Annotated in this window: 23 protein-coding genes; 18 read left to right on the forward strand and 5 right to left on the reverse strand. The window is 74.1% G+C overall.

Translation table 11 applies throughout. The features are described from left to right. The first annotated feature begins 19 nt into the window (after positions 1-19). Positions 20-1555, forward strand: coding sequence for an amino acid permease (locus AC0GKK_RS20475; RefSeq protein WP_405415219.1), 1536 nt, complete (start codon positions 20-22; stop codon positions 1553-1555). 79 nt (positions 1556-1634) lie between these two features. Here the strand turns inward: AC0GKK_RS20475 and AC0GKK_RS20480 are convergent, their stop codons facing one another. Then, complete coding sequence (locus AC0GKK_RS20480) at positions 1635-3266, reverse strand: long-chain fatty acid--CoA ligase (RefSeq protein WP_489882314.1); 1632 nt, start codon at positions 3264-3266, stop codon at positions 1635-1637. Between the two features lie 119 nt (positions 3267-3385). Here AC0GKK_RS20480 and AC0GKK_RS20485 point away from each other — a divergent pair, with 119 nt between their 5' ends. The 11 genes from AC0GKK_RS20485 to secA all read left to right on the forward strand — a co-directional run bounded on the left by AC0GKK_RS20485 (position 3386) and on the right by secA (position 16822). After that, positions 3386-4255, forward strand: a complete 870-nt coding sequence (locus tag AC0GKK_RS20485; protein WP_489882315.1) for a glutamate mutase L — start codon at positions 3386-3388, stop codon at positions 4253-4255. Then, a complete protein-coding gene (locus tag AC0GKK_RS20490) occupies positions 4228-4722 on the forward strand; it encodes a glutamate mutase L (RefSeq protein ID WP_489882316.1) in 495 nt (164 codons plus the stop codon). The genes AC0GKK_RS20485 and AC0GKK_RS20490 overlap by 28 nt, the downstream gene beginning before the upstream one ends. A 253-nt stretch (positions 4723-4975) precedes the next feature. Next, positions 4976-6463 carry an adenosylhomocysteinase gene (gene ahcY, locus AC0GKK_RS20495; RefSeq protein ID WP_489882317.1) on the forward strand — a complete coding sequence of 496 codons (1488 nt, stop codon included), beginning with the start codon at positions 4976-4978 and terminating at the stop codon, positions 6461-6463. Between the two features lie 108 nt (positions 6464-6571). Next, positions 6572-7051 carry an NUDIX hydrolase gene (locus tag AC0GKK_RS20500; RefSeq protein ID WP_482638271.1) on the forward strand — a complete coding sequence of 160 codons (480 nt, stop codon included), beginning with the start codon at positions 6572-6574 and terminating at the stop codon, positions 7049-7051. 16 nt (positions 7052-7067) lie between these two features. After that, a complete protein-coding gene (locus tag AC0GKK_RS20505) occupies positions 7068-7712 on the forward strand; it encodes a dTMP kinase (protein WP_489882318.1) in 645 nt (214 codons plus the stop codon). Positions 7713-7737: 25 nt separating this feature from the next. Continuing rightward, positions 7738-8415, forward strand: coding sequence for an MtrAB system response regulator MtrA (gene mtrA, locus AC0GKK_RS20510; protein WP_020622190.1), 678 nt, complete (start codon positions 7738-7740; stop codon positions 8413-8415). Between the two features lie 133 nt (positions 8416-8548). After that, complete coding sequence (mtrB, locus tag AC0GKK_RS20515; protein ID WP_345646785.1) at positions 8549-10225, forward strand: MtrAB system histidine kinase MtrB; 1677 nt, start codon at positions 8549-8551, stop codon at positions 10223-10225. Further along, positions 10222-11946, forward strand: coding sequence for an LpqB family beta-propeller domain-containing protein (locus AC0GKK_RS20520; RefSeq protein ID WP_489882319.1), 1725 nt, complete (start codon positions 10222-10224; stop codon positions 11944-11946). The genes mtrB and AC0GKK_RS20520 overlap by 4 nt, the downstream gene beginning before the upstream one ends. 117 nt (positions 11947-12063) lie before the next feature. Continuing rightward, the gene (locus AC0GKK_RS20525) at positions 12064-12798 is read left to right on the forward strand and encodes a ComF family protein (protein WP_489882320.1); all 735 of its coding nucleotides are present in this window, start codon (positions 12064-12066) and stop codon (positions 12796-12798) included. A gap of 320 nt (positions 12799-13118) precedes the next feature. Continuing rightward, a complete protein-coding gene (gene hpf / locus AC0GKK_RS20530; RefSeq protein WP_073576336.1) occupies positions 13119-13778 on the forward strand; it encodes a ribosome hibernation-promoting factor, HPF/YfiA family in 660 nt (219 codons plus the stop codon). 218 nt (positions 13779-13996) lie between these two features. Further along, entirely contained in the window at positions 13997-16822 is a 2826-nt protein-coding gene (secA, locus tag AC0GKK_RS20535) for a preprotein translocase subunit SecA (protein ID WP_489882321.1), read from the forward strand. 39 nt (positions 16823-16861) lie between these two features. On the opposite strand, the gene AC0GKK_RS20540 is transcribed toward secA, so the two are convergent. Next, a complete protein-coding gene (locus AC0GKK_RS20540) occupies positions 16862-17707 on the reverse strand; it encodes an Rv3235 family protein (protein ID WP_489882322.1) in 846 nt (281 codons plus the stop codon). A 265-nt stretch (positions 17708-17972) separates the two neighbouring features. On the opposite strand from AC0GKK_RS20540, the gene AC0GKK_RS20545 reads away from it, so the two are divergent. The 4 genes from AC0GKK_RS20545 to AC0GKK_RS20560 all read left to right on the forward strand — a co-directional run bounded on the left by AC0GKK_RS20545 (position 17973) and on the right by AC0GKK_RS20560 (position 20797). Beyond that, on the forward strand, positions 17973-18476 hold the full coding sequence (locus tag AC0GKK_RS20545) for a MarR family winged helix-turn-helix transcriptional regulator (RefSeq protein ID WP_489882323.1): 504 nt from the start codon (positions 17973-17975) through the stop codon (positions 18474-18476). Between the two features lie 16 nt (positions 18477-18492). After that, positions 18493-19479: an ABC transporter ATP-binding protein gene (locus tag AC0GKK_RS20550; protein ID WP_251784272.1), complete on the forward strand. Its 987-nt coding sequence runs from the start codon at positions 18493-18495 to the stop codon at positions 19477-19479. After that, positions 19476-20240: an ABC transporter permease gene (locus AC0GKK_RS20555; RefSeq protein ID WP_062397528.1), complete on the forward strand. Its 765-nt coding sequence runs from the start codon at positions 19476-19478 to the stop codon at positions 20238-20240. Before AC0GKK_RS20550 ends, AC0GKK_RS20555 begins: the two co-directional genes overlap by 4 nt. 152 nt (positions 20241-20392) lie before the next feature. Further along, positions 20393-20797: an HAD-IA family hydrolase gene (locus tag AC0GKK_RS20560; RefSeq protein ID WP_489882324.1), complete on the forward strand. Its 405-nt coding sequence runs from the start codon at positions 20393-20395 to the stop codon at positions 20795-20797. A gap of 115 nt (positions 20798-20912) precedes the next feature. Here the strand turns inward: AC0GKK_RS20560 and AC0GKK_RS20565 are convergent, their stop codons facing one another. Genes AC0GKK_RS20565 through AC0GKK_RS20575 form a run of 3 tightly spaced genes read right to left on the reverse strand, consistent with a single transcriptional unit; the run spans position 20913 to position 23281 of the window. After that, entirely contained in the window at positions 20913-21173 is a 261-nt protein-coding gene (locus AC0GKK_RS20565) for an antitoxin (RefSeq protein ID WP_489882325.1), read from the reverse strand. Between the two features lie 19 nt (positions 21174-21192). Then, positions 21193-22464: an alpha-hydroxy acid oxidase gene (locus AC0GKK_RS20570; protein ID WP_489882326.1), complete on the reverse strand. Its 1272-nt coding sequence runs from the start codon at positions 22462-22464 to the stop codon at positions 21193-21195. Positions 22465-22486: 22 nt separating this feature from the next. Beyond that, positions 22487-23281, reverse strand: coding sequence for a TrmH family RNA methyltransferase (locus AC0GKK_RS20575; RefSeq protein ID WP_489882327.1), 795 nt, complete (start codon positions 23279-23281; stop codon positions 22487-22489). Here AC0GKK_RS20575 and AC0GKK_RS20580 point away from each other — a divergent pair. Further along, complete coding sequence (locus AC0GKK_RS20580; RefSeq protein ID WP_489882328.1) at positions 23280-24749, forward strand: WS/DGAT/MGAT family O-acyltransferase; 1470 nt, start codon at positions 23280-23282, stop codon at positions 24747-24749. The two genes, AC0GKK_RS20575 and AC0GKK_RS20580, sit on opposite strands and share 2 nt — an antisense overlap. Then, entirely contained in the window at positions 24746-25252 is a 507-nt protein-coding gene (locus tag AC0GKK_RS20585; protein WP_073576326.1) for a DUF6912 family protein, read from the forward strand. The genes AC0GKK_RS20580 and AC0GKK_RS20585 overlap by 4 nt, the downstream gene beginning before the upstream one ends. The last annotated feature ends 3 nt before the right edge of the window (positions 25253-25255 follow it).

Consider the following 25255-nt stretch of genomic DNA (forward strand, 5'->3'; position numbering starts at 1 on the left):
GGACGTAGTTTCACCGCCCATGACGGTCACGAGCCGTGGTGGCGGCATGTTCCGCACCAAGACGGTCGAGCAATCCATCCGGGACACCGACGAACCGGACACCCGGCTGAAGAAGGACCTGGGGACGATCGACCTGATCGTCTTCGGGGTCGCGGTGGTCATCGGCGCCGGCATCTTCACCCTCGCGGCCAGCACGGCCGGCAACATCGCGGGTCCCGCGGTGTCGCTGTCGTTCGTGCTCGCCGCGGTGGCGTGCGGTCTGGCGGCCCTCTGCTACGCGGAGTTCGCCTCCACGGTGCCGGTCGCCGGCAGCGCCTACACCTTCTCCTACGCCACCCTGGGCGAGTTCATCGCCTGGATCATCGGCTGGGACCTGGTCCTGGAGTTCGCGGTCGGCTCGGCCTACGTGTCGAAGGGCTGGTCGGAGTACCTCGCCCAGACCCTCGGCCTGATCGGCATCGAGGTCTCGACCTCGTTCGAGCTGGGGAGCTTCTTCTCCTTCGACTGGGGTGCGCTGCTGCTCGTCGTCGTCCTGGCGTTCCTGCTCTACCGCGGCACGAAGCTGTCCAGCAGGGTCAGCCTGGTGATCACCACGATCAAGGTCGCGATCGTGCTGTTCGTGATCATCCTGGGCGCCTTCTTCATCAACGCGGCGAACTACACCCCGTTCGTCCCGGAGCCCACGCCCGGCACCGTCGAGACCGGCACCGGCATCCAGCAGTCACTGCTGTCGTTCTTCGGTGGCGCCTCGTCGAGCGTGTTCGGGGTCTACGGCGTGTTCGCCGCCGCCGCGATCGTGTTCTTCGCCTTCATCGGCTTCGACGCCGTCGCGACCACCGCGGAGGAGACCAAGAACCCGTCGAAGGCGCTGCCGCGCGGCATCCTCGGCTCGCTCGCCATCGTGACCGTGCTCTACGTCGCGGTCGCGCTGGTGATCACCGGCATGGTGCCCTACACCGACCTGGCCACGAAGCCCGACGGCACCCGCGCCACCCTGGCCACGGCGTTCGCCTCGCTCGGCATCAACTGGGCGGCGACGATCATCGCCGTCGGCGCGCTGCTCGGCCTCACCACGGTCGTCATGGTGCTGATGCTCGGCCAGATCCGCGTCATCTTCGCGATGTCGCGCGACGGGCTGCTGCCGACCGCGCTGGCGAGGACCAACCGCTTCGGCACCCCGGGCCGCGCCACCTGGCTGATCGGCGTCGTCATCGCCCTGGTCGCGACGTTCTTCCCGGCCCAGGACCTCGAGCAGATGGTCAACATCGGCACGCTCTTCGCGTTCGTGCTGGTCTCGATCGGCGTGGTGGTCCTGCGCCGGACCCGGCCGGAGCTGCCCCGCGGCTTCCGCACCCCGCTGGTGCCGCTCGTGCCGATCCTGGCCGTGCTCGCCTGCGTCTGGCTGATGCTGAACCTGTCCGTCGAGACCTGGCTGCGGTTCGTCATCTGGATGGTCATCGGCGTGATCGTGTACTTCGCGTACTCGCGGAGGAACTCGATCCTCGGCCGCCGCGAGCGCGGCGACCTGCCCGCCCAGGCGACGTCCTCCGACTGAGCCCACCCCGCGACGGCGGCGTACCCGATCCCCGGGTGCGCCGCCGTCGCGCGTCAGGCGGGCAGAACGTCTCCCGGCCTCATGCGGTCGGCAGCGTGTAGTCCGCGAACCGCTCGCGCAGGGTCCTCTTGGAGAACTTGCCGACGCTGGTCTTCGGCACCTCGTCGACCAGCTCCAGGGCGTCGGGGAGCCACCACTTCGCGACCCGGTCGGCGAGGAACTCCCGCAGCTCGTCGAGGGTGAGGGACTGCCCGTCCTCGACGACGACGCAGGCCAGCGGCCGCTCCACCCACCGCGGGTGCGCGACGCCGATCACCGCGGCCTCGGCCACCTTCGGGTGCGCCATGATCTCGTTCTCCAGCTCGACGGTGCCGATCCACTCGCCGCCGGACTTGATCAGGTCCTTGGTGCGGTCGACCAGCCGGAACGAGCCGTACGGGTCGACGGTGGCGACGTCGCCGGTGCGCAGCCTGCCGTCGTCGGTGAACTGGGCGCCGCCGCCCTCACCGCGGTAGTACTCCTTCGCGATCCACGGCCCGGACGCCTGCACCTCACCGGTGGCGTGGTCGTCCCAGGGCATCTCCTCGCCGGTCTCGGGGTCGGCGATCCGCATCTCCACCAGCGGCATCGGCCTGCCCTGGCGGACGCGGGCGGCGGCGAGCTCGTCGTCGGAGGCGCCGTCGAGGTGCGAGCCGAGCACGCCCATCGTGCCGATCGGCGAGGTCTCGGTCATGCCCCAGATCTGCAGCAGCGGTACGCCGAGCCGGACGCGGTACTCCTCGCACAGCGCCTTCGGGACCGCCGAGCCGCCGCAGAAGATCGTGCGCAGCGACGACAGGTCGCGGTCGCCGAGCAGCGGCAGCACGTTCATCCAGATCGTCGGGACCCCGCCGGTGACGGTGACCCGGTGCCGTTCGACGAGGTCGACGATCGCGCCGGGGGACAGGTCCGGGCCGGGGAACACCAGGTCGGTGCCGGCGAGCAGACAGCCGTAGGGCAGGCCCCAGGCGTTCGCATGGAACATCGGCACCACTGGCATGACGACGTCGCGCTCGGCCAGCGCGGGACCGTCGGCGATCAGCGTGACGAGCGAGTGCAGCATCGTTGAGCGGTGGCTGTAGACCACGCCCTTCGGGTTCCCGGTGGTCCCGGACGTGTAGCACATCGCGGCGGCGGTGTCCTCGTCGTCGACGACGAACCGGCCCGCGTACGGCTCGGCCGCGGCCAGGAGCTCCTCGTAGGACCGGATCCGCGGGTCGTCGGGGACCGCGACGTCGGCGCCGTCGTCGAGCACCACCACGTGCGCGACGCCGGGCAGCCGGTCGACGTGCGGCCAGAACAGCGGCAGCAGGGACCGGTCGACGAAGACGACCTCGTCGCCGGCGTGCTCGGCGACGTAGACGAGCTGGTCGGGGTGCAGCCGGATGTTGAGCGTGTGCAGCACCCGGCCGGTGCACGGGGCGGCGAGGTAGAGCTCCAGGTGCCGCGAGGTGTTCCAGCAGAACGTGCCGACCCGGCCGTCCGCGGAGACGCCCAGGGTGTCCAGGACGGTCGCGAGCCGCCGCACCCGTTCGGCCCACTGGGCCACCGTGACGACGTCCTCGGTGCCGTCCGGCCGAGCGGTCACCATCCGTTTGCGCGCGAACAGCTGCTCCGCGCGGTGGAAGACGTGCGGCAGGGTCAGCGGGCGGTCCTGCATCAGTCCGAGCACGTCGATCAACCTACCGGCGGAGGTGACCGCGATCACCCACCTCTCGGGCAGGTGCGGGTCGCAACGGATCTGCCGCGGACACTCCCTGTGACCGCCCGACCTCGGTACGCTCGCCGTCCATGACCGACGCGTCGCCGGACGACCCGCACTCGCCCGCGGTCTGCCTCGACGTCGGCTCCTGCTGGACCAAGGCCGTGCTGGTGCTGCCCGACGGGACCCCGGCGGGGTTCGCCGAGCACCCCACCACGCCCGACGTGCTCACCGGGGTCGACGCGGCCGTCGCCGCCGCGGCGGCCGCCGCGGGCCGGGGCAGGCGTGCGCCGCCGCGGGTGCTGGCCTGCTCCTCGGCGGGCGGGGCGCTGCGCCTGGCCGTGGTCGGGGCCGAGACGTTGATCGCCACCGAGGCCGGGCACCGGGTCTGCCGCTCCGCGGGGGCCCGGGTGGTCGGGGTGCACCCCGGACCGCTGGAGACCGACGCGGTGCTGGAGCTGTCGAGCCGCCGCCCCGGGGCGGTGCTGCTGCTCGGCGGTGCCGACGGTGCCGACCCGGCGGTGCTGCTGCACAACGCGGGCAGGCTGGCCCGCACCCGCGGGCACTGGCCGGTGCTGCTCTCGGTCGACGACGACGCCCGCGCCGACGCGCTCGGCCTGCTGCTGGCCGGTGGGCGGGCCGTCACGACCTGCCCCAACGTCACGCCGCAGCCGGGCCGGATCGTCGCCGGGCCCGCGCGGGACGCCGTCGCCGCGCTCTACGCCCGGCACGTCCTCGGTGCGGGCACCGGCCGGTTCGGCGCGCTGGTCCACTCCGCCACGCACGCCGCGGTCGGCGCCGGGGCCGGGGTACTGGCCCGGCTGACCGGGACCGGGGTGCTCGTCGTCGACGTCGGGTCGGCGACCACCGACGTGCACCGCGGCGCCCCGGGCCCGGGCCGGGGGCCGCGACCGTGGAGGGCGACCTCGGGGTGCGTGACGGCGCCGTCGGCGTCCTGACGGAGGCCCAGGCCGAGGGCGTCGTCGACCCGGTGGAGGCCGACCTGCTCGGCCCGGCCGTCGCCGCGCTGCAGGAGTCGCGGGCCACCGTGCCCGCCGACCGGGGCGCGGCCGCCGAGGACCGCAGGCTGGCCGCGATCGCGGCGGTGGTCGCGCTGCGCAGGCACCTGCGCCACACCGGCGTCCTGGCCGACCCCGCGCACCCCGGGACCGGCCCGGACACCCCCGTCGACGCGGGTGAGATCGGTCTCGTCGTGCTCACCGGGGGCGTGTTCCGCCAGCGCGACGCGGCCGGGCTGGCCGCGGCGGCCCGCACGGTGCGCCACGACGCCGTCCTGGCCCCGCTGCTGGCCCGGGCGGAGGTGCGGGTCGACAGCGAGTCCGTGCTGGCCCCGGCCGGGCTGCTGGCCGCGCACGGCCGCGAGGTCGCGGCGGGCGGGCTGCTCGCCGAGCACCTGACGGGCTGATCACCCCTGAGTTGACACCCCCGCGGTGGCTCGGAACCATGGAGGTCGCGACATCGCCGGGCGCCGAGAGGCGCTGCAGCGGCCGTCACCGGCCGCCACGCTCGGGCCCGGCCGGCACGGACGAGAAAGGGCGCCTGTCTCCGACGAGGAGGGAGGACGCCGTGACCCGTGTACGCCGCTCCTCCTCCCGGCCGGACCGCACCCGTCGTGCCGACGAGTACGACTCTTACGCCTGAGGAGGCGCACCCACCCCATGACCGATCACCCGAAGCTGCAGCACGCCGGCGGCCTGGACTTCGCGATCGCCGACATCTCCGAGGCGGAGTACGGCCGCAAGGACATCCGGCTCGCCGAGAACGAGATGCCGGGCCTGATCGACCTGCGCCGTGAGTACGGGGAGTCCAAGCCGCTGACCGGCGCGCGGATCGCCGGCTCGCTGCACATGACCACCCAGACCGCGGTCCTCATCGAGACCCTCGTCGCGCTCGGCGCCGACGTCCGCTGGGTGTCCTGCAACATCTTCTCCACCCAGGACTACGCGGCCGCCGCGACCGTCGTCGGCCCGCACGGCACCGCGGAGAACCCGCAGGGCGTCCCGGTCTTCGCCTGGAAGGGCGAGTCGCTGGAGGACTACTGGTGGTGCACCGAGCAGCTGTTCAAGTTCCGTGACGCCGACGGCAACGTCGTCGGCCCGAACATGATCCTCGACGACGGCGGTGACGCCACCCTGCTCGTGCACAAGGGCGTCGAGTTCGAGAAGACCGGCGTCGTGCCGAGCTTCGACGACGACGATCTCTCGGTCTCCGACGAGGAGCGGGTCGTGTTCGACACCCTGCGCCGCAGCCTCGCCGAGGACCCGCAGCGCTGGACGACGATCAACTCCGACATCCGCGGCGTCACCGAGGAGACCACCACCGGCGTCAACCGGCTGTACCAGCTGGCCGAGCGCGGCGAGCTGCTCTTCCCGGCGATCAACGTCAACGACTCGGTCACCAAGTCGAAGTTCGACAACAAGTACGGCATCCGCCACTCGCTGGTCGACGGCCTCAACCGGGCCACCGACGTGCTGCTCGGCGGCAAGGTGGCCGTCGTGGCCGCCTACGGCGACACCGGCAAGGGCTCGGTCGAGGCCCTCGCGGGCCAGGGCGCGCGCGTCATCGTCGCCGAGGTCGACCCGATCTGCGCGCTGCAGGCGCTGCTGGAGGGCCACCAGGTCGCGACCCTGGACTCGGTCATCGAGCAGGCCGACATCATCGTCACGGCGACCGGCAACAAGGACATCCTCACGGTCGACCTGCTCAAGCGGGCCAAGCACCAGGCGATCGTCGCCAACGTCGGTCACTTCGACAACGAGATCGACATGGCGGGCCTGTCCCGCGTCGAGGGCATCAAGAAGATCAACATCAAGCCCCAGGTCGACGAGTGGATCTTCCCGGACGGCCACTCGGTCATCGTGCTGTCCGAGGGCCGCCTGATGAACCTGGGCAACGCGACCGGCCACCCGTCGTTCGTGATGTCCAACAGCTTCTCGAACCAGGTGATCGCCCAGATCGAGCTGTTCACCAAGCACGAGGAGTACAACAAGGACGTCTACCGGCTGCCGAAGCACCTGGACGAGAAGGTCGCGCGGATCCACGTGCAGGCCCTCGGTGGCGAGCTGACCAAGCTCACCAAGGACCAGGCCGAGTACATCGGCGTGGACGTCGAGGGTCCGTACAAGCCGGAGCACTACCGCTACTGAGCGAGAAGCTCGCGGATCGCGCATCGGTACCGCGTTCTCCGTTCCGACGGCGCGGTGGCCCCTTCCCGGGGCGCCGCGCCGTCGGCGTACCAGGGGGTCACCGTCGGGATGACGATCGAGATCGGGTCGGGTGACGGCTGGGTGCACTGCGCCCGGGGTCACCGGCACTGGGGCCTGTTCGGCGCGGCCGGGCTGCTCGTGCGCCACCGCGACGAAGCCGACCCGGCGGGCGTCGACCGGGTGCTGTTGCAGCACCGGGCGTCCTGGAGCCACCACGGCGGCACCTGGGGGATCCCCGGCGGTGCCCGGGACCGGGGGGAGTCCGCGGTGCGGGCGGCGCTGCGCGAGGCGGCCGAGGAGAGCACCCTCGCCGTCGCCGGGCTGGCGCCGGTGGAGGAGTTCGTCGACGACCACGGCGGCTGGAGCTACACCACGGTCGTCGTGCGGACGCCGGACGCGCCGCCGGTCCGGGTGCGCGGCGCGGAGAGCACCGAGCTGCGCTGGGTGCGCACCGACCGGCTCGGTGAGCTGGACCTGCACCCGGGCTTCGCGACGACCTGGCCCACCGTCTCGGAGCTGGGTGCCTGACCTAGGCTCGACCGCCGTGGGGGAACTGGTGGTCGTCGAGGGACTGGACGGTGCGGGCAAGCACACGTTCACCACGGAGCTCGTCGCCGGGCTGCGCGCACACGGCGCCTCGGTCACCACGACGGCCTTCCCCCGCTACGACGACGACGTGCACGCCGAGCTGGCCCGCGACGCGCTCTACGGCCGGATGGGCGACCTCGCCTCCTCGGTGCACGCGATGGCGGTGCTGTTCGCGCTCGACCGCCGGGCCGCCGCGGCCGGGCTGCGTGCGGCGCTCGCCGCGCACGACGTCGTGCTCGTGGACCGCTACGTCGCCTCCAACGCCGCCTACAGCGCCGCCCGGCTCGGCCAGGACGCCGGCGGCGAGGTCGTCGGCTGGGTCCGGGCGCTGGAGATCGACCGGTTCGGCATCCCGGTGCCCGGCCACCAGCTGCTGCTGGCACCGCCCCGGGAGGTCGCCGCGGAGCGGGCGAGGTCGCGCGCGGCCACCGAGCCCGGCCGCGCCCGCGACGCCTACGAGAGCGACGACGGCCTGCAGGCCCGCACCGACGCCGTCTACCGGGAGCTGGCGGCGCGGTCCTGGCTGAGCCGCTGGACGCTGCTCGACGACCCCGCCGCGGCACCGTCGGCCCTCGTGCCCGCCCTGCTGCACCGGTGCTGATCACGGGGCTGGGATAGTGACGTCCATGAAGTCGCGCGTACTGGTGGTCGACGACGACCCGGCCCTGGCCGAGATGCTCACCATCGTGCTGCGAGGCGAGGGCTTCGAGACAGCGGTCGTGTCCGACGGGACGCGGGCACTGCCCGCCGTCCGGGACACCCAGCCGGACGTGGTGCTGCTCGACCTGATGCTGCCCGGCATGAACGGCATCGACGTGTGCCGGGCCATCCGGGCGGAGTCCGGCGTCCCGATCGTCATGCTGACGGCCAAGAGCGACACCGTCGACGTCGTGCTCGGGCTGGAGTCCGGCGCCGACGACTACGTCGTGAAGCCGTTCAAGCCCAAGGAGCTCGTCGCGCGGATCCGGGCCCGGGTCCGCCGCAACGACGCCGAGCCCGCCGAGCAGCTGTCCATCGGCGAGATCGACATCGACGTGCCCGCGCACCAGGTCACCCGGGAGGGCCGGCCGATCGCGCTGACCCCGCTCGAGTTCGACCTGCTCGTCGCGCTGGCCCGCAAGCCGCGCCAGGTGTTCACCCGCGAGGTCCTGCTCGAGCAGGTGTGGGGCTACCGGCACGCCGCGGACACCCGCCTGGTGAACGTGCACGTGCAGCGTCTCCGGTCGAAGGTCGAGCGCGACCCGGAGCGCCCCGAGGTGGTCCTGACCGTCCGCGGGGTGGGGTACAAGGCCGGTCCTCCGTGACCGGCGCGCCGCGGGTGCACCGGCCGTGGTGACGCGTCGCCGCGGACTCCGCACCCCGCTGGCCCGGCTGCCCGGGGCCCGGCGGGTCGCCCGCGCGCTGGGACCGCTGCGGGTGCAGGCGCACGAGCTGGGCATGCTCATCGCCGCGGCCTGGCGGCGGTCGCTGCAGCTGCGGGTGGTCACCTCGACGCTGGCGCTGTCGTCGGCGGTCGTGCTGGTGCTCGGCCTGGTGCTGCAGAGCGAGATCGCCGAACGGCTGCTGCAGAGCAAGCTCGACGCCGCGATCTCCCAGTCGGACGCGAACCGGCAGGTCCTGGAGGGGCAGCTGGCGAGCGTCGACCCGGACCGCGAGGGCGTGCAGGAGATCCTGGACACCGCCCTGGAACGGCTGACCGACACCACCGGCCCCGGCCGGGCCGGGACGGCCGGGGAGTTCAGCGCCGCGCTGACCACCGGGTCGGCGAACGGGCCCGAGGTGTCCGCCGGCGACGTCGGCCAGATCACCGCGCGCCAGCAGGACATCACCGCCCGCGGGTCGCTGGACAGCCTGAACCGCCAGTACACGACCGTCGACGGCGTCCCGAACCTCGTCATCGGGCAGAAGATCGCCACCGCGGGCCGGGAGCTGCAGTTCTACCTGCTGTTCCCGCTCAACGGTGAGCAGCTGACCCTCGGGCTGGTGCAGAGCACGCTGATCGTCGGCGGGCTGGTGCTGCTGGTGCTGCTTGCCGCGATCGCCAGTCTCGTCACCCGGCAGGTGGTCCGCCCGATCCGGCACGCCGCCGACGTGGCCGAACGCTTCGCCGGGGGACATCTCGACGAGCGGATGGCCGTGCGCGGCGAGGACGAGGTCGCCCGGCTCGCCGAGTCCTACAACGAGATGGCGGGCAGCCTCGCCGCGCAGATCGCCCAGCTCGAGGAGTTCGGGGCGCTGCAGCGGCGGTTCACCTCCGACGTCAGCCACGAGCTGCGTACGCCGCTGACCACCGTGCGGATGGCCGCCGACGTCCTCTACGCCTCCCGCGACGAGCTGCTCCCGGCGCTGCGCCGCAGCTCCGAGCTGCTGGTCACCGAGCTCGACCGCTTCGAGGAGCTGCTCGCCGACCTGCTGGAGATCTCCCGTCTCGACGCCGGCGTGGCCGAGCTGGGTGCCGAACGGGTCGACCTGTCCGCGGTGGTGCGGCGGGCGACCGACGCGGTGCGCGGCATCGCCGCCGACGCCGGTACCGACCTCGTCCTGGACCTGCCGGCGGGCGAGCTGATCGAGGCCGACCCACGCCGGGTGGAGCGCATCGTGCGCAACCTCGTCGCGAACGCGATCGACCACGGCGAGGGCCGCCCGGTGGAGGTGACGGTGGCCGGCGACGACGCCGCGGTCGCCGTCGTCGTGCGCGACCACGGCGTCGGGCTGCGGCCCGGCGAGGCCGACCTGGTGTTCAACCGGTTCTGGCGGGCCGAGGAGTCGCGGGCCCGGCGCAGCGGCGGCACCGGGCTCGGGCTGTCGATCAGCATCGAGGACGCCCGGCTGCACGGCGGCTGGCTGCAGGCCTGGGGCGAGCCGGGCAACGGCTCGGCGTTCCGGCTGACCCTGCCGCGCGAGGTGGGCGGGCACATCAGCGCCTCGCCGCTGCCGCTCGGCCCGCCCGCCGCCGCGGCCGGGGACCGGCGCAACGGCAGCTCGGTGCCGACCCCGCCGCAGGGGATCGGCCGCGACCTGCGCGAGGAGGACCTGTGGCGGCTGCGCCCCGAGGAGCACGCGCCGATGCAGCCCGCCGAGCGCGCCATCATCGACCCGGGCGGCGACCGGTGACCGCCCGCCGTGCGCTGGCGGCGCTGGTCGTGACGGTCGCCGCCGCCGTCGTCGCCGGGTGCGCGACGGTGCCCCAGCAGTCCGACGTGCAGGTGCTGCGCCAGGGCGAGCAGGCCGCCGAGCAGAACCTGAGCGGCCCGATCGAGGACGACGAGCCGCTCGGCCTGGTCCGCGGGTTCGTCTACCGTTCCGGCTCGCCCGACGACCGGCACGCGCAGGCCCGCCGCTACCTGTCGGCGTCGGCGTCGGGCTGGGACGACGCGGCGTCGCTGACCGTCCTGGACGAGCGGTTCGACACCGTCGTGTCCCCGGACAACGGCACCCCGGGCCCGGACCGGATGACGGTGCGGGTGCGGGGCACCCGGCTGGGCACGGTCGGGCCGAACGGGGCGTTCGAGTCCTCCCCGCAGCGGGTCGAGGTCGACGTCGGCGTCGTCCGGGAGGGCGAGCGCTGGCGGATCGACCGGCCACCGCCCGGGGTGATGGTCCGGCTGTCGGACTTCCGCTCGCACTACCGCGAGCTGCAGGCCTGGTTTGTCGACCCGGTCCGCCGGATGCTGCTGCCCGACGGGCACTACATCCGCAGCGGGCGTCCCGGTGAGCTCGCGATGGACGCCGTCGACGTGCTGTTGCGCGGGCCGTCCACCGGCCTGGCCGGGGCGGCGGTGACGATGTTCCCGGCGACCGCGCGGATCCGCTCGGCCACGACCGACCCCGCGGCGGGCACCGCGTCGATCGAGCTGACCGGGGTGTCGGGGCTGTCCCCGCAGGACCGGGAGCTGCTCGCCGCGCAGGTCGCGCAGACCCTCGGCGGGGTGGGCGTGCCGCGGGTGGAGCTGCTGGCCGACGGCGGACCGCTGGTCCCCGCCACGCCGACGGTGTCGGCCGCGGACCAGGCCGACCTCGTCGCCGGCCCCGGCCGAGCCCCCGCGTTCCCCTACGTCGTCGACGGCGGCCGGGTCCGTCAGCTCGGCGCGACCGGCGTGGCGGCACCGGTCGCCGGGCAGGCCGGGAACGGCTCGTTCGACATCACTGAGGCCGCCGCGTCCGCGCGCAGCGGGCGGATCGCCGTCGTGTCCCGGGAGTCGACGGGCACCCAGCGGCTGCTCACCGGCCCGCTGGGCGGGGAGCTCACCGCCACCCCGGTGTCCGGCGCCGACGTCCGCTCGCTGAGCTGGAACGGGGCGGGCGACGAGATCTGGGCGGTCGTGAACGGCAGGCTGCGCCGGGTCCTCGTCCCGCCGTCCGGGCCGCCGGTCGAGGGCGCGGTGGACGCGGGCCGGCTGACGCCGCTCGGCCGGATCGGGGACATCGCGCTGGCGCGTGAGGGCGGCCGGATCGCCGTCGTCGCCGACGGTGCGCTGCTCGTCGCCCCGATCGTCCCGGTCGACGACGGCGAGGTCGCCGTCGGGCCGCTGCGGCGCCTGCGCCCCGGGGACCTCGACGACGTGGTGTCGATCGACTGGCACTCCGCGGACCGGATCGTGGTCGCGTCGGACTCGGACCGCCCCATGTCCGAGGTGAGCGCCGACGGTCTGCGGCTGGACCAGATCCCCGGCACGAACCTGACCGCGCCGCTGGGGGCGCTGGCCGCCGCCGAGGGGCGCCCGCTGTACGTGACCGACCGGACCGGCCTGTGGAGCTACTCCGGCGGCGAGTTCGACGCCTGGCAGCAGGCGGGTGGGACCGGAGCGGCCGCACAGCCGTTCTATCCCGGCTGAACGCGTCCCGGTGGCCGGATCCCCGGCCTGTGGACAACTCCGGTGGGTGTGGACAACTCGGCCCGGGCGGGCTCCGGCGGGGCCGCGGCGACGGTGCCGGGGGCGAGTATCGGAGCCGTGACCCCGACCCGAGCCCCGTCCCCGGCCGCCGCCCTGCTGGACCTCCTCCTGCCCCGGACCTGCGGTGGCTGCGGTGCCGGGCCGCCCGGCAGCGGGGGCTGGTGCCCGGCCTGCGCGCAGGACACCGCGGGCCCGGTGCCGGTCCGCGTGCCCGGCGCCGGCCGGGTCGCGGCGGCCGGGCGCTACCGCGGGCCGCTGCGCCGGGCCGTGCTGACGTACAAGGAGCGCGGCCGGCGGGACCTGGCGCCGGACCTGGCCGGGCTGCTGGTGGGCCCGGTGTCTTCGGTGCTCGCGCCGCGGGCCGACGGGACGCCGGACCCGGCCGCGGTGCGCCTGGTGCCGGCCCCGTCCAGGCCGTCGGCGGCCCGGGTGCGCGGCGGCGACCACGTGCTGCGACTGTGCCGGGCGCTGGCGCCGCTGCTGACCGCTTCCGGGCTGCCGGCCCGCACCGATGCGGTCCTGGCCCTGCACCGCCGCGCCCGGGACTCGGTGGGGCTCGACGGCGCGGGCCGGGCGGCGAACCTGGCCTCGGCGCTGCACCCGGCCCGGGGCCGCGAGCCGGTGCCCGCGGCCCCGGGGGAGGCGGTGCTGCTGGTCGACGACGTCGTGACCTCCGGGGCGACCCTGCGGGCCTGCGGGGCGGCGCTCGCCGCATCCGGACTGCCCGCCGTGGGCGCCGTGGTGCTCGCCGACGCCTCGGCCCGACGGCGCCTACCGGGTGGCCGAATGTGACAGCGGTCACACGGGTCGGCGGGTCCGCCGATCTCCCGGTCAGTCGTCCACAGTGGTCACCGGAAGCGCGATCCGGAGGTGAGCGCGCCGCTCCGCGGGTGACGGGTCACCCGGGTGCCGCAGGGTCGTCGCACACCGCGTCGGATGGCACCAGGGTGTCCACCCGACGGGTCGGCGAACGACCTGTCCCGGAGGCGGATTTCCCGATAACGTCCGCTGAACTCCGACCAATACCACATCAGGAGGAACGACCGCGAGTCCACCCCCCGGGGCCGTCGTCGGGTCCCGGGTTCAGCACGACTGAAGCGAGGGATGTTCGAGTGGAGATCGTCGTCACCGGCCGGAACGTCGAGGTGCCGGAGCACTTCCGTGGCCTGGTCCAGGACAAGCTCAGCCGCCTGGAACGCCACGACCACAAGATCGTCGGAATGGAGGTGGAGCTCTTCCACGAGCCGAACCGCCGTCAGCAGAAGTCCTGCCAGCGCGTCGAGATCACCGGGCGCGGCGGCTGCGGAGCCGTCGCCCGCGCCGAGGCCTCCGCCGCCGACTTCTACGCCGCGCTCGACATGGCCGTCGGCAAGCTCGCCGAACGGCTGCGCCGCTCCCACGACCGCCGCAAGCCCAGCCGCCGCGACCGCGTGGCCGCCTCCCGCGCCGCCGCCGACGCCTCGGCCGTCGCGCTGATGGAAGCGGCCCCTCCCGTCACCGACACCATCCCGGCACCGCGCAGCCACGACGAGTCGCTGACCGACGACGAGCTGCTCCGGCTGGAGGAGCAGTGGGAGGCCGAGTACCGGCCCGGTCGGATCGTGCGCGAGAAGACCCACCCGGCCACCCCGATGACCGTCGACGAGGCGCTCTCGCGCATGGAGCTCGTCGGTCACGACTTCTACCTGTTCTCCTGCAGTGACACCGGTCGCGCCTCGGTCGTCTACCGCCGCCGCGGCTACGACTACGGCGTGATCCGGCTCGACGGCTGACGGCACACGACCGGCGGTGGCCGCGCCGCGACGGGGTGAGCTGTCCCCGCCGCGGCGCGGACCTGCCACGGCGTGCCCGTACCATGGTCGGCGGGGTCCGCCCGCCGCGCCGCGCCGGTGCCGCGCCGGTGCCGTTCACGGCGCCGACCGGGTGCCGGGCGTGCGCGGAGACCGTGGTGGGGCCCCGTGACCTGACCGCGACGTGAATGAGGTCGGCAGTGCCCTTCCTGAGTCGACTCCTCCGGGCCGGCGAGACCAAGCTGGTGAAGCGGCTCGCGAAGATCGCCGCGCACATCGACGGACTGGAGCCCGATTTCGAGGGCCTCACCGATACGCAGCTGCGCGCCAAGACCGACGAGTTCCGCCGTCGCCACGCCGACGGCGAGTCGCTCGACGAGCTGCTGCCCGAGGCCTTCGCCACCGTGCGCGAGGCCGCCCGGCGCACGCTGGGTCAGCGTCCGTTCACCGTGCAGCTGATGGGTGCCGGTGCGCTGCACATGGGCAACGTGTCGGAGATGGGCACCGGTGAGGGCAAGACCCTGACCTCGACGCTGGCCGTCTACCTCAACGCGCTGCCCGGCGACGGCGTGCACGTGGTCACCACGAACGACTACCTCGCCAAGCGCGACTCCGAGACCATGGGCCGCATCCACCGCTGGCTCGGTCTCACCGTCGGCGTGATCCTGTCGGAGATGACCCCGGCGCAACGCCGCGAGCAGTACGCCTGCGACGTCACGTACGGCACGAACAACGAGTTCGGTTTCGACTACCTGCGCGACAACATGGCGTGGAACACCGCCGACATGGTCCAGCGCGGGCACAACTTCGCCATCGTCGACGAGGCGGACTCGATCCTCATCGACGAGGCCCGCACGCCGCTGATCATCTCCGGCCCGGCCGAGCAGAGCGCCCGCTGGTACCAGGAGTTCGCGCGGCTCGCGCCGATACTGTCCAAGGACATCCACTACGAGGTCGACGAGCGCAAGCGCACCGTCGGCATCACCGAGGAGGGTGTCGCGCTGATCGAGGACCAGCTCGGCATCGACAACCTCTACGAGTCCGCGAACACCCCGCTGGTCGGCTACCTGAACAACGCGGTCAAGGCCAAGGAGCTGTTCAAGAAGGACAAGGACTACATCGTCAACGACGGTGAGGTCCTGATCGTCGACGAGTTCACCGGTCGTGTGCTCGCCGGCCGTCGCTACAACGAGGGCATGCACCAGGCGATCGAGGCCAAGGAAGGCGTCGAGATCAAGCCGGAGAACCAGACCCTGGCGACGATCACGCTGCAGAACTTCTTCCGGCTCTACGACAAGCTCGCCGGCATGACCGGTACGGCCCAGACCGAGGCCGCCGAGCTCCACGAGATCTACAAGATGTCGGTCGTCTCGATCCCGCCGAACCGGCCGCGGGTGCGCGCCGACCAGGCCGACCTGATCTACAAGACCGAGCCCGCGAAGTTCGAGGCGGTCGCCGACGACATCGCCGAGAAGCACGAGAAGGGCCAGCCGGTCCTGATCGGTACGACGAGCGTCGAGAAGTCCGAGTACCTGGCGACGCTGCTGTTGCGCCGCGGGGTGCCGCACGAGGTGCTCAACGCGAAGAACCATGCGCGTGAGGCACAGATCATCGCCCAGGCCGGGCACGCGGGCGCCGTCACCGTCGCCACGAACATGGCCGGTCGCGGTACCGACATCATGCTCGGCGGCAACCCCGAGTTCCTCGCCGACCTGGAGCTGCGCAGCCAGGGCCTGGACCCGGTCGAGACCCGTGAGCAGTACGAGGCCGCGTGGGACGCGGTGCTCGACCGCATGCGCAAGCAGGTCAAGGCCGAGGCCGACGAGGTCCGCGCCGCGGGCGGGCTCTACGTGCTCGGCACCGAGCGCCACGAGTCCCGCCGCATCGACAACCAGCTGCGCGGCCGGTCCGGCCGTCAGGGCGACCCGGGCGAGTCCCGCTTCTACCTGTCCCTCGGCGACGAGCTGATGCGCCGGTTCAACGGCCAGGTCGTCGAGTCGATCATGAACCGGTTCAACCTGCCGGACGACGTGCCGATCGAGGCGGGGATGGTCACCCGCGCGATCCGCAGCGCGCAGACCCAGGTCGAGCAGCAGAACTTCGAGATCCGCAAGAACGTCCTCAAGTACGACGAGGTGCTCAACCAGCAGCGCAAGGTCATCTACGACGAGCGCCGCCGGGTCCTCGACGGCGAGGACGTGCAGCGCCAGACCCGCAACATGCTCGAGGACGTCATCCACGCCTACGTCGCCGGCGCCACCGCCGAGGGCTACTCCGAGGACTGGGACCTCGAGAAGCTGTGGACCGCGGTCAAGGGCCTGTACCCCATCCAGCTCGACTGGCGCACCGTCGCCGACGACATCGACGACCTGTCGGCCGAGGAGCTCGAGCGGGTCATCCTCGCCGACGCCGAGGCCGCGTACGCCCGGCGCGAGGCCGAGATCGACGCGTTGATCGGCGCCCAGGGCGGGATGCGCGAGCTCGAGCGCCAGGTCCTGATGCAGGTCATCGACCGCAAGTGGCGCGAGCACCTCTACGAGATGGACTACCTCAAGGAGGGCATCGGGCTCCGGGCCATGGCCCAGCGCGACCCGGTGATCGAGTACCAGCGCGAGGGCTTCGACATGTTCTCCGCGATGCTCGAGGGCATCAAGGAGGAGACGATCGGGCACCTGTTCAACGTCGTCGTCCAGGTGCAGCAGCCGGCCGCCCCCGTCCAGGAGGCCGAGCCGGAGACGACCGAGATCCCGGTCGTACGCCGGGTCCCGGCCGAGGACCCCGCCGAGTCCACCGTGGTCCTGCCGAACCTGTTCCGCACCAGCCCGCCGCAGAACCTGCAGTACAGCGGCCCGGGCGAGGACGGCGGGGTCGCGCGTCGCGGCGAGGGCGGGGCGGCCGCCCCGGGCACCGGTCGTACCGGTCGTCACCAGGTCCCGGCCCGTGGCCACGGGGCGTCCCCGAACGGCGACGACGGCGTCAACCGCGCCGAGCGGCGCCGCGCGGAGAAGGCCCGCCGGCGGCGCTGAGCTCCGGGCGCCGCCGGCCGGGCTCGGCCGCGTCGCGCCTCACACGAGCCGGACGGCGGTGGCGAGCCACCGGCCGTCCGGCGCCCGGTCCAGCCGCAGCGCCAGGGCACGCACCCGCCCGGCGACGCTGACGGTCGCGCAGACCTCGGCGACGTCCGGCCGAGGCAGACCGAGGTGCACCCGCGGCGCCCGGCGTGCGGTCGAGCCGCCCGGGCTCCCGCAACCGGGGGCACCGACCCGTCCCCCGGGGCCCGGGCGGCCACGGGGCGGGCGCGCCGGGTGCACGATCCGGGCCGCGGTCAGGTAGCGGCGCACCGCCGGGGTGGTGACGGCGGTGACCCCGTCCGGCGGGCGGCGCCCGGCGAGCACCTCGGTCAGCAGCCGGACGATCTCGTGGGCCGGGGCCCGGACCCGCTCGGCGTCGGCCGGGGAGGTCTCCTCGGGCACCGTCGGCGCCGGGACGGGGCGGACCGCCCCGCGCGGTGCGGGCGCCGGTCCGGAGGACATCCGGAACCCACCCGGCAGGACGACGACGACCCCCGGTGCGAGCGGTTCCGGCACCTCGGCGGGGGTGCGGACCAGGAGCGCGCCGGGGCCGGGCGGCGGCGGAGCCTGCCCGTCGACGGCCCCGGCCTGCGCGGACGTGACCGGGGACCCGAACACGTCGACGGCACCGGTGTCGGCGCCCGGTGCCGGGGCGACGGCGGGCGCCGCCGTCCCCACCCGCGAGGACGCGTGCCGCGCGTGGCCGGCCGCAACCGGGGCGGGACGGGCCCGGTTCCCGGGAGGCGGTGGCGCGGGCGCGGCCCGTGTGCCGGGAGTGGTGTCGGTCCGCGGGCCGGAGGTGCCCCCCGCCGGGGCGGTGCCGGTCGTCGTCGTGGTCACGGCGCCAGACTGCGACGGTCCCGGTGGCCGCGACGGGGCCCGACCCGGATTCGCCACCGGATCGTCCGGTGCCGCACGGTCCGGTGCCGCACGGTCCGGGGGCGCACGTGCGGCCGGCGTGGTCCGGCGCCCCGACGGAGCCACGGAGGCGAGCGGCGCCTGAGCCGCGGTCGTGAGCCGCCCTCCGGTGGGGCCGGTGTTCACGAACGCGACCGGCCCCGCCCGACCGCCCCCGCCGGGCCCCGCCGCGTCCTACCCTCCCGCGATGCCCGCACCCCGCCCACCGGGACGCATCGACCTCACCCCGCCCCGCCTCGTCGCCGCTCCCGACCCGGTGGACGGCCCCGCGGAGTCGCTGGCCGACCTCGTCGTCCGGGCCGGGGCGGCGGTGCTCGCCGAACGCCGGCGGCGGACCGGGGGCCACGGCCTCGGTGTCACCGGGTTCGCCGTCCTCGACGTGCTGGAGCGGTGCGGCGGACTGGCCCAGCGCGAGCTCGCCGCCCGGGTCCGGGTCGCCCCGACCAGCCTGACCCCGGTCGTCGACGCGCTGGAGGCGGCGGGGCTGGTGGCCCGCCGCGGGGACCCGGCGGACCGGCGGGTACGGCTCGTCGCGCTCACCGACGCCGGGCGGGACCGGTGGCGCGACGCCCGCCCCGACGGGCGCGGACCGTGGCTGCGGGAGCCGGCGGACGGGCTCGACGACGCCGTCCGCGCCTACCTGCTCGCGGTGATCGCCGACCTGGAGCAGGATCGGCCCGACGTGACGTGATCGGCGGGGGAGTGCGATGGGACGGACCGCGGTCGAGGTGGTCGACCTGGTGAAGCGGTACCCGAAGGCGAAGGGCAACGCCGTCGACGGCCTGTCGTTCTCGGTGGCCGAGGGTGAGGTGTTCGGGCTGCTCGGGCCCAACGGCGCCGGGAAGACCACGACCGTCGGCGTGCTGACGACCCGCGTGGTGCCGACCTCGGGCACGGCCCGGGTCGCCGGGCTCGACGTGCGTGCCGACGCCGTCGCCGTCTGCGCGAAGCTGGCCGTCGTCCCGCAGCGCCAGAACCTGGACCGTTCCCTCGGTGTCCGCGACAACCTGGTCTTCCACGCCGCCTACCACGGCGTCGGGCGGGCGGAGCGCAACCGCCGCGCCGACGAGCTGCTGGAACGGATGGGGCTGACGGACAAGGCGAAGGCCGTCGCCGACGACCTGTCCGGCGGCCAGGCCCAGCGCGTCATGATCGCCCGCGGGCTCATGCACTCCCCGGAGGTGCTGTTCCTCGACGAACCCTCGACCGGCCTGGACCCGCAGGCCCGGCTGTTCGTCCACGACCAGATCAGCGGGCTGCGCGACGAGGGCGTGACCGTCGTGCTCACCACCCACGACATGGACGAGGCGCACAAGCTGTCGGACCGGATCGGGATCGTCGACCACGGGCGGCTGCTCGCGCTGGACACCCCGGACGCGCTGGTCCGGTCGCTGCCGGGCAGCGCGACCGTCGAGATCGTCGCCGACCACGGGCCCGGTGCGGCGGAGACGCTGCGCGTGGCGCTGGCCGGGTTGGGCGGTGTCGCGCGTGCCGAGACCCCGCCGGGCCGCGGCCCGGGGGAGAACGGCACCGTGTCGGCGTTCCGGCTGTCGGTCACCGCGGAGCCGGCGGCGCTGCTGGCGCCGGCCGTCGACCTGCTCGGGCGGCACGGCGCCACGGTGCGCGACGTCAGTCTGGGGCAGGCGACGCTGGAGGACGTGTTCATCGACCTGACGGGCAGGGACCTGCGATGACCGGGCGTGCCTTCCTGGCGGTGCTGCGCCGCGACCTGTTCGTCACCGGCCGGGAGCTGCCGTCGTTCCTCGCCCAGACGCTGGTGCAGCCGTTCTTCTTCCTGCTGGTCTTCGTCGTGGTTCTCGGCCGCGGCGGCTTCGTGTCGCCCGAGTACGGGCAGATCATGCTGCCCGGCCTGATCGCGCTGAACGCGATGTTCGGGGCCCTGCAGGCGGTGACGCTGCCGCTGGTGTTCGAGCTGTCCTGGACGCGGGAGATCGACGACCGGCTGCTCGCACCGATGCCCGTGTGGGCCGTCGCCGTCGAGAAGATCGCCTTCGCGGGGCTGCGCGGCCTGCTCGCCAGTCTGCTGATGGTGCCCATCGGTTTCGCGATGATCGACATCCGGTGGCCGGTCGAGGGGTTGGCCCCCGCGCTGCTGATGGTGGTGCTCGGGAGCCTGCTCGGTGCGGCGATGGGGCTCACCATCGGCACCGCGGTGCCGCCGCGGCGGATCAACATCCTGTTCGCGGTGATCTTCACGCCGCTGCTGTTCACCGGCTCGGTGCAGTACCCGTGGCTCACCCTGGCCGACCTGCGCTGGTTCCAGGTGCTGTCGGCGGTGAATCCGCTGACCTACGTCAGCGAGGGGATCCGCGCGTCGCTGGTGCCGCAGGTCCCGCACATCCCGCTGTGGGTGTGCGTGCTCGTCCCGGTGGCGGCGATCGTGCTGTTCACCCTGCTGGGGATCCGCGGCTTCCTGCGCCGGGCCCTCGACTGAGCCGCGGCGGTCGGGCGGCGAAGCGGCAGCACCGAGCCGCGGCGGTCGGGCGGCGAAGCGGCAGCACCGAGCCGCGGCGGTCGGGCGGCGAAGCAGCAGCACCGAGCCGCGGCGCGCCCCGGGAGGCGGCGACACTCGGTACCGTCGGCCGGGTGGCGGACACCCGGACCCTGCGTGGCCTGATCGTCGACTACGGCGGGGTGCTCGACGACCCCGCCGACGGGGCCCTGCTGCTCGCCTACGCCCGTCGCGCCGCGGCCGCGGGGATCCGCACCGCGCTGTTCTCCGGCGCGCACGCGGTGCCCGACGAGGTCGCCGCCGCGTTCGGCACGGTGCTCCTCGGTGCGGTCCGCGGGGCCCGCAAGCCGAGCCCGGACTCCTTCGCCGCCGCCGCGGCGGAGCTGGGCCTGCCCGCGGGGGACTGCGTCGTCGTCGACGACATGGGGGCGTGCGTGCGCGGCGCCGCCGCGGCCGGGGCGGTCGGGGTGCTCCACACCGGAGCCGAGACCACCCTCGGCGAGCTGGAGGTCCTGCTCGGGGTGCCCGCCCGCGACTGAGCCCGGGCGACCCGCGGCGCAGCCGGGGCGCCCCGGACATGCGGAGGCGCCGCCCGCAGCGTGCGGACGGCGCCTCGTGGGCAGCCCGGCGGTGGCCGGACCGGTCGTGCCCTGCTTACTGCTGCGGGGGCGGCGGCGGGGCCTGACCCGGCGCGGGCGGCGGCGGGGCCTGGCCGTCCGGACCCGGCTGACCGGGGGGCGGCGGCGCGGCGGTGTCACCGGTACCGGTCCGCTCGCGGGCGAACTTGGTCGCGGTGTCGATCTGAGCGTCGTGACCGTACTTCTGCTTGGCCGCGTCGCCGACCTTGTTCAGGGCCTGGTCGACCTTGTCGTCGTGCTTGCCGAGCAGTTCCTTGGCCTTGTCCAGGAAACTCATGCGCCCCATGCTGGCCCCGTCAGCGCCGGGGCGCAGTGCCGGGCCGTCGCTCGTTCGGGTGATGGTGGCCGCCGGTCGCCGAGCGGAGCCGGGCGTGCTCCGGGCGGAGGTCGTCCACCCGGGTGACGCCGAGCAGCTGCATCGTCCGCTCCACCTCGGCGCGCAGGATCTCCACCGCGCGGGACACCCCGGCCTCGCCACCGGCCATCAGCCCGTACAGGTAGGCGCGGCCCACCAGCGCCGCGCGGGCGCCGAGCGCGACGGCGGCGACGACGTCGCCGCCGTGGGTGATCCCGGTGTCCACCAGGACCTCCGCGTCGTCGCCGAGCTCCTGCACCACCGGCTCGATCAGCTCGGCGGGCACCGGGGCCCGGTCCAGCTGCCGTCCGCCGTGGTTGGACAGCAGCACGCCGTCGGCGCCCGCGTCGGCGACACGGCGGGCGTCGGTGACCGACTGGACGCCCTTGACCACCAGCTTCCCGGGCCAGGCCCCGCGCAGCCAGGTGACGTCGTCGAGGGTCAGCGCCGGGTCGAACACCCGGTTGATCACCTCGTAGGGGCTGCCGCCGCCCGCGGCGAGCGACTCGAACGTCAGCGGCTCGGTGGTGAGCAGGTCGAACCACCAGCGGGGGTGGCGGGCGCCGTCGACGAAGGTCCGCAGCGACAGCGCGGGCGGGATGGACAGGCCGTTGCGGGCGTCGCGGCGCCGGTTGCCGCCGACCGGGGTGTCCACGGTGAGCAGCAGCGTGTCGTATCCGGCCTCCCGCGCCCGGGAGACGAGCTCGTGGGCGACCGAGCGGTCGCGCCACAGGTAGAGCTGGAACCAGTGCCGCCCGCCGCGCCCGGCCTCGGCGACGCCCTCGATCGTCGTCGAGCCCATCGTCGAGAGCGCGTAGGGGATCCCGGCCCGCGCGGCGACGGCGGCGACCGCGCGCTCGCCCGCGGTGTGCATCATCCGCGTGAAGCCGGTCGGGGCCAGCGCGAACGGCAGCGACGAGCGACCGCCCAGGATGTCCCGGCCGGTGTCCACCCGCGAGACGTCGGTGAGCACGGTCGGCGAGAACTCCACCGAGGCCCACACCTCGCGGGCCCGGCGCAGGCTCACCTCGTCCTCGGCGGCCCCGTCGGTGTAGTCGAACACGGCCCGCGGCGCGCGCCGCCGCGCCAGCTCGCGCAGGTCACCGATGCTCGACGCGCGGGCGAGCCGGGCCGCCGTGCGGTCCAGGGTGAACGGAGCCGGCCGCAGCAGCGGCGCCAGCTCGGACGGGCGGGGAATGCGACGGCGCACCATCGCCCCGACACTAAGTGACCGGTCAGCGTCGGCGCAGCAGCTCGTAGGCGGCGACGGCGCCGGCGGAGGCGACGTTGAGCGACTCCACCCCGCCGTACATCGGCAGCGAGAGGATCCCGTCGAGCCGGGAACGGACGTCCTCGGTCAGGCCGTCGGTCTCGTTGCCCAGCACCAGTGCGACCCGGGGCGGGAGCGACGCCTCCAGCAGCGAGTCGCCGCCGGCGTCGAGCCCGAACACCCCGAACCCGGCGGCGTGCATGAGGTCGACGCCCTCGGTGGCGGTGGCGCAGCGCAGCACCGGCGCGGCGAACGCCACCCCGGCCGACGCCTTGATCACCAGCGGGTCGATGGCGGGCACCCCGCGGCGGGGCAGCAGCACGCCGTCCAGACCGGCGGCCGTCGCGCTGCGCAGGATCATCCCGACGTTCGACGGGTTGGTGACGGCGTCGAGGACCAGCACCGACGCCGGCCGCCGGGTGCCCAGATCGGACAGGAAGTGCTCCAGCGGCGACATCCGCGGGGCGACGACGTCGGCCAGCACACCCTGGTCGTGGCGGCCGTTGCCGGCCAGCACCTTCACCCGCTGCGCGGTCGCGCGCTGCACCGGCACCCCGCGGCCGCGGGCGGCCGCGGTGATCTCGCGCTCGCCGCCACCGCGCACCGTGTCGGCCAGCACGATCTTGTCGACCTCCAGGTCGGGGTCGGCCAGCGCCTCCAGGACGGGCTTGCGGCCGTAGACCGTGATGAACCGGTCCTTCGGGGAGACCGCACCTGCATCGCTCACGGGGAGAAGCGTCGCACGTAGGATCGCGGCCATGCCGTCCCGGCTCTCCGCACTCGACGCGTCCTTCCTGTACCTGGAGGAGGCGACCACACCGATGCACGTCGGCGGGGTCGCCGTGTTCGACCGCCCCGACGACGGCTTCGACTACGACCGGCTGGTCGAGCTCATCGAGCAGCGCATCGCGCTGGTGCCGCGCTACCGGCAGAAGGTCCGCCACGTCCCGGGCAACCTCGCACGCCCGGTGTGGGTCGACGACCCCGAGTTCGACATCGCCTACCACGTGCGCCGGTCCGCGCTGCCCCGTCCGGGCAGCGAGGAGCAGCTGACCGAGCTGGTCGGGCGCCTGATGTCCCGCCCGCTGGACCACACCCGCCCGCTGTGGGAGATGTACCTCATCGAGGGCCTCGCCCCCGCAGCGGACGGCGGCGGCGACGGCGGACGCGTCGCGATCCTCACCAAGACCCACCAGGCGATGGTCGACGGGATCTCCGCCATCGACATCGGACAGGTCATCCTGGACGTGTCCGCCGAGCCGCGGGACACCCCGGACGAGCTGTGGATGCCGCGCCCGGAGCCGACCGACGGCCAGCTCGTGCTCGACGCGATCTCCGAGGCCGTCACCCGCCCCACCGAGATCGTGGACAACGTCCGGGTCGCCGCGGGCGACGCGCTGGCCACCGTCGGCAAGCTCGCCGGGGCCGCGGGCAAGGTCCTGAACATGGCCCGCACCGCGGGCCGCCGCGCGCCCGGGCTCCCGTTGAACGCCGAGATCTCCACCCAGCGCCGGTTCGCGATGGCCCGCACCGACCTGGAGGACTACCGCAAGGTCCGCGCCGCCTACGGCTGCGATGTCAACGACGTGGTGCTCGCCGTCATCGCCGGTGCCCTGCGCACCTGGCTGATGTCGCGCGGCGAGCCGGTCGCCGGGTCGTCGTCGGTGCGGGCGCTGGTGCCGCTGTCGGTGCGCGGGGAGGGCGACGTGCCCAGCTCGGCGACCGGCGGGTCGCTCGGGAACCGGGTGGCGTCGTTCCTGGTGGACCTGCCCGTCGGCGAGCCGAGCCCGCTGGTGCGGCTGCACCAGGTCACCCACCAGATGCGCGAGCACACCGACACCGGCGACGCCGTCGGCGCCGACACGCTGGTGCGGATCGGCGGGTTCGCCCCGCCGACGCTGCACGCCGTCGGCGCCCGCGCCGCGAACGGCATGGCCCGGCACTTCTTCAACCTGGTCGTGACCAACGTGCCCGGCCCGCAGTTCCCGCTCTACGCGGCCGGGGCGCGGATGCTGGAGATGTTCCCGGTGGTGCCGCTGGCGAAGGGCCAGGCCGTCTCCATCGGCCTGACCAGCTACGACGGTGGCGTGTACTACGGGCTGAACGGGGACAGGGACGCCATGGGCGACCTGGAGGTGCTCGCCGGGATGGTGGACGAGTCACTCGAGGAGCTCCTCGAGACACTGCGACAGACACCGATGACACCCGTCAGAGGAGACGACCGTTGAGGATCTACCTCCCCGCGACCTGGCCGATGCTGGCCCGCACGGTGAAGACCGGGAACTTCGAGCCGCTGGGCGGCACCGCGTTCGCACTCACCCCGAAGCTGCGGGAGTCCTACACCGCGGGCGACGACGAGGAGCTCGAGTACGCCGCGATGAACGAGGCGGCGCGGGCGTCGCTGCGGCTGCTCTCGGTCGAGTTCGGGCTGGGCGAGGACGACACCCCCGCCCGCCGGGTCGTGGTGTCGGCCGACACCGACGACGTCACCCTGCGCCCCGACCTCGACGACGGCGCGGTCCGGGTGACCGGCCCGGTCCCGGTGTCGAAGATCGCCGCCGTGCACGTGGACCTGCCGGAGGCCGAGCACGCCGTCCGGGAGGCGGCCGGCGCGGTCGACAAGGCCGACCTGGGCGACATGGACGCCGAGTTCCTCGTCGGCGAGGCCGAGGACCACGAGCTGGCCTGGTACGACGGCACCGAGCTGCCGTTCCTCGTCGAGCTGGGCTGAGCC

This window comes from Pseudonocardia sp. P-1 (genome assembly GCF_058111925.1).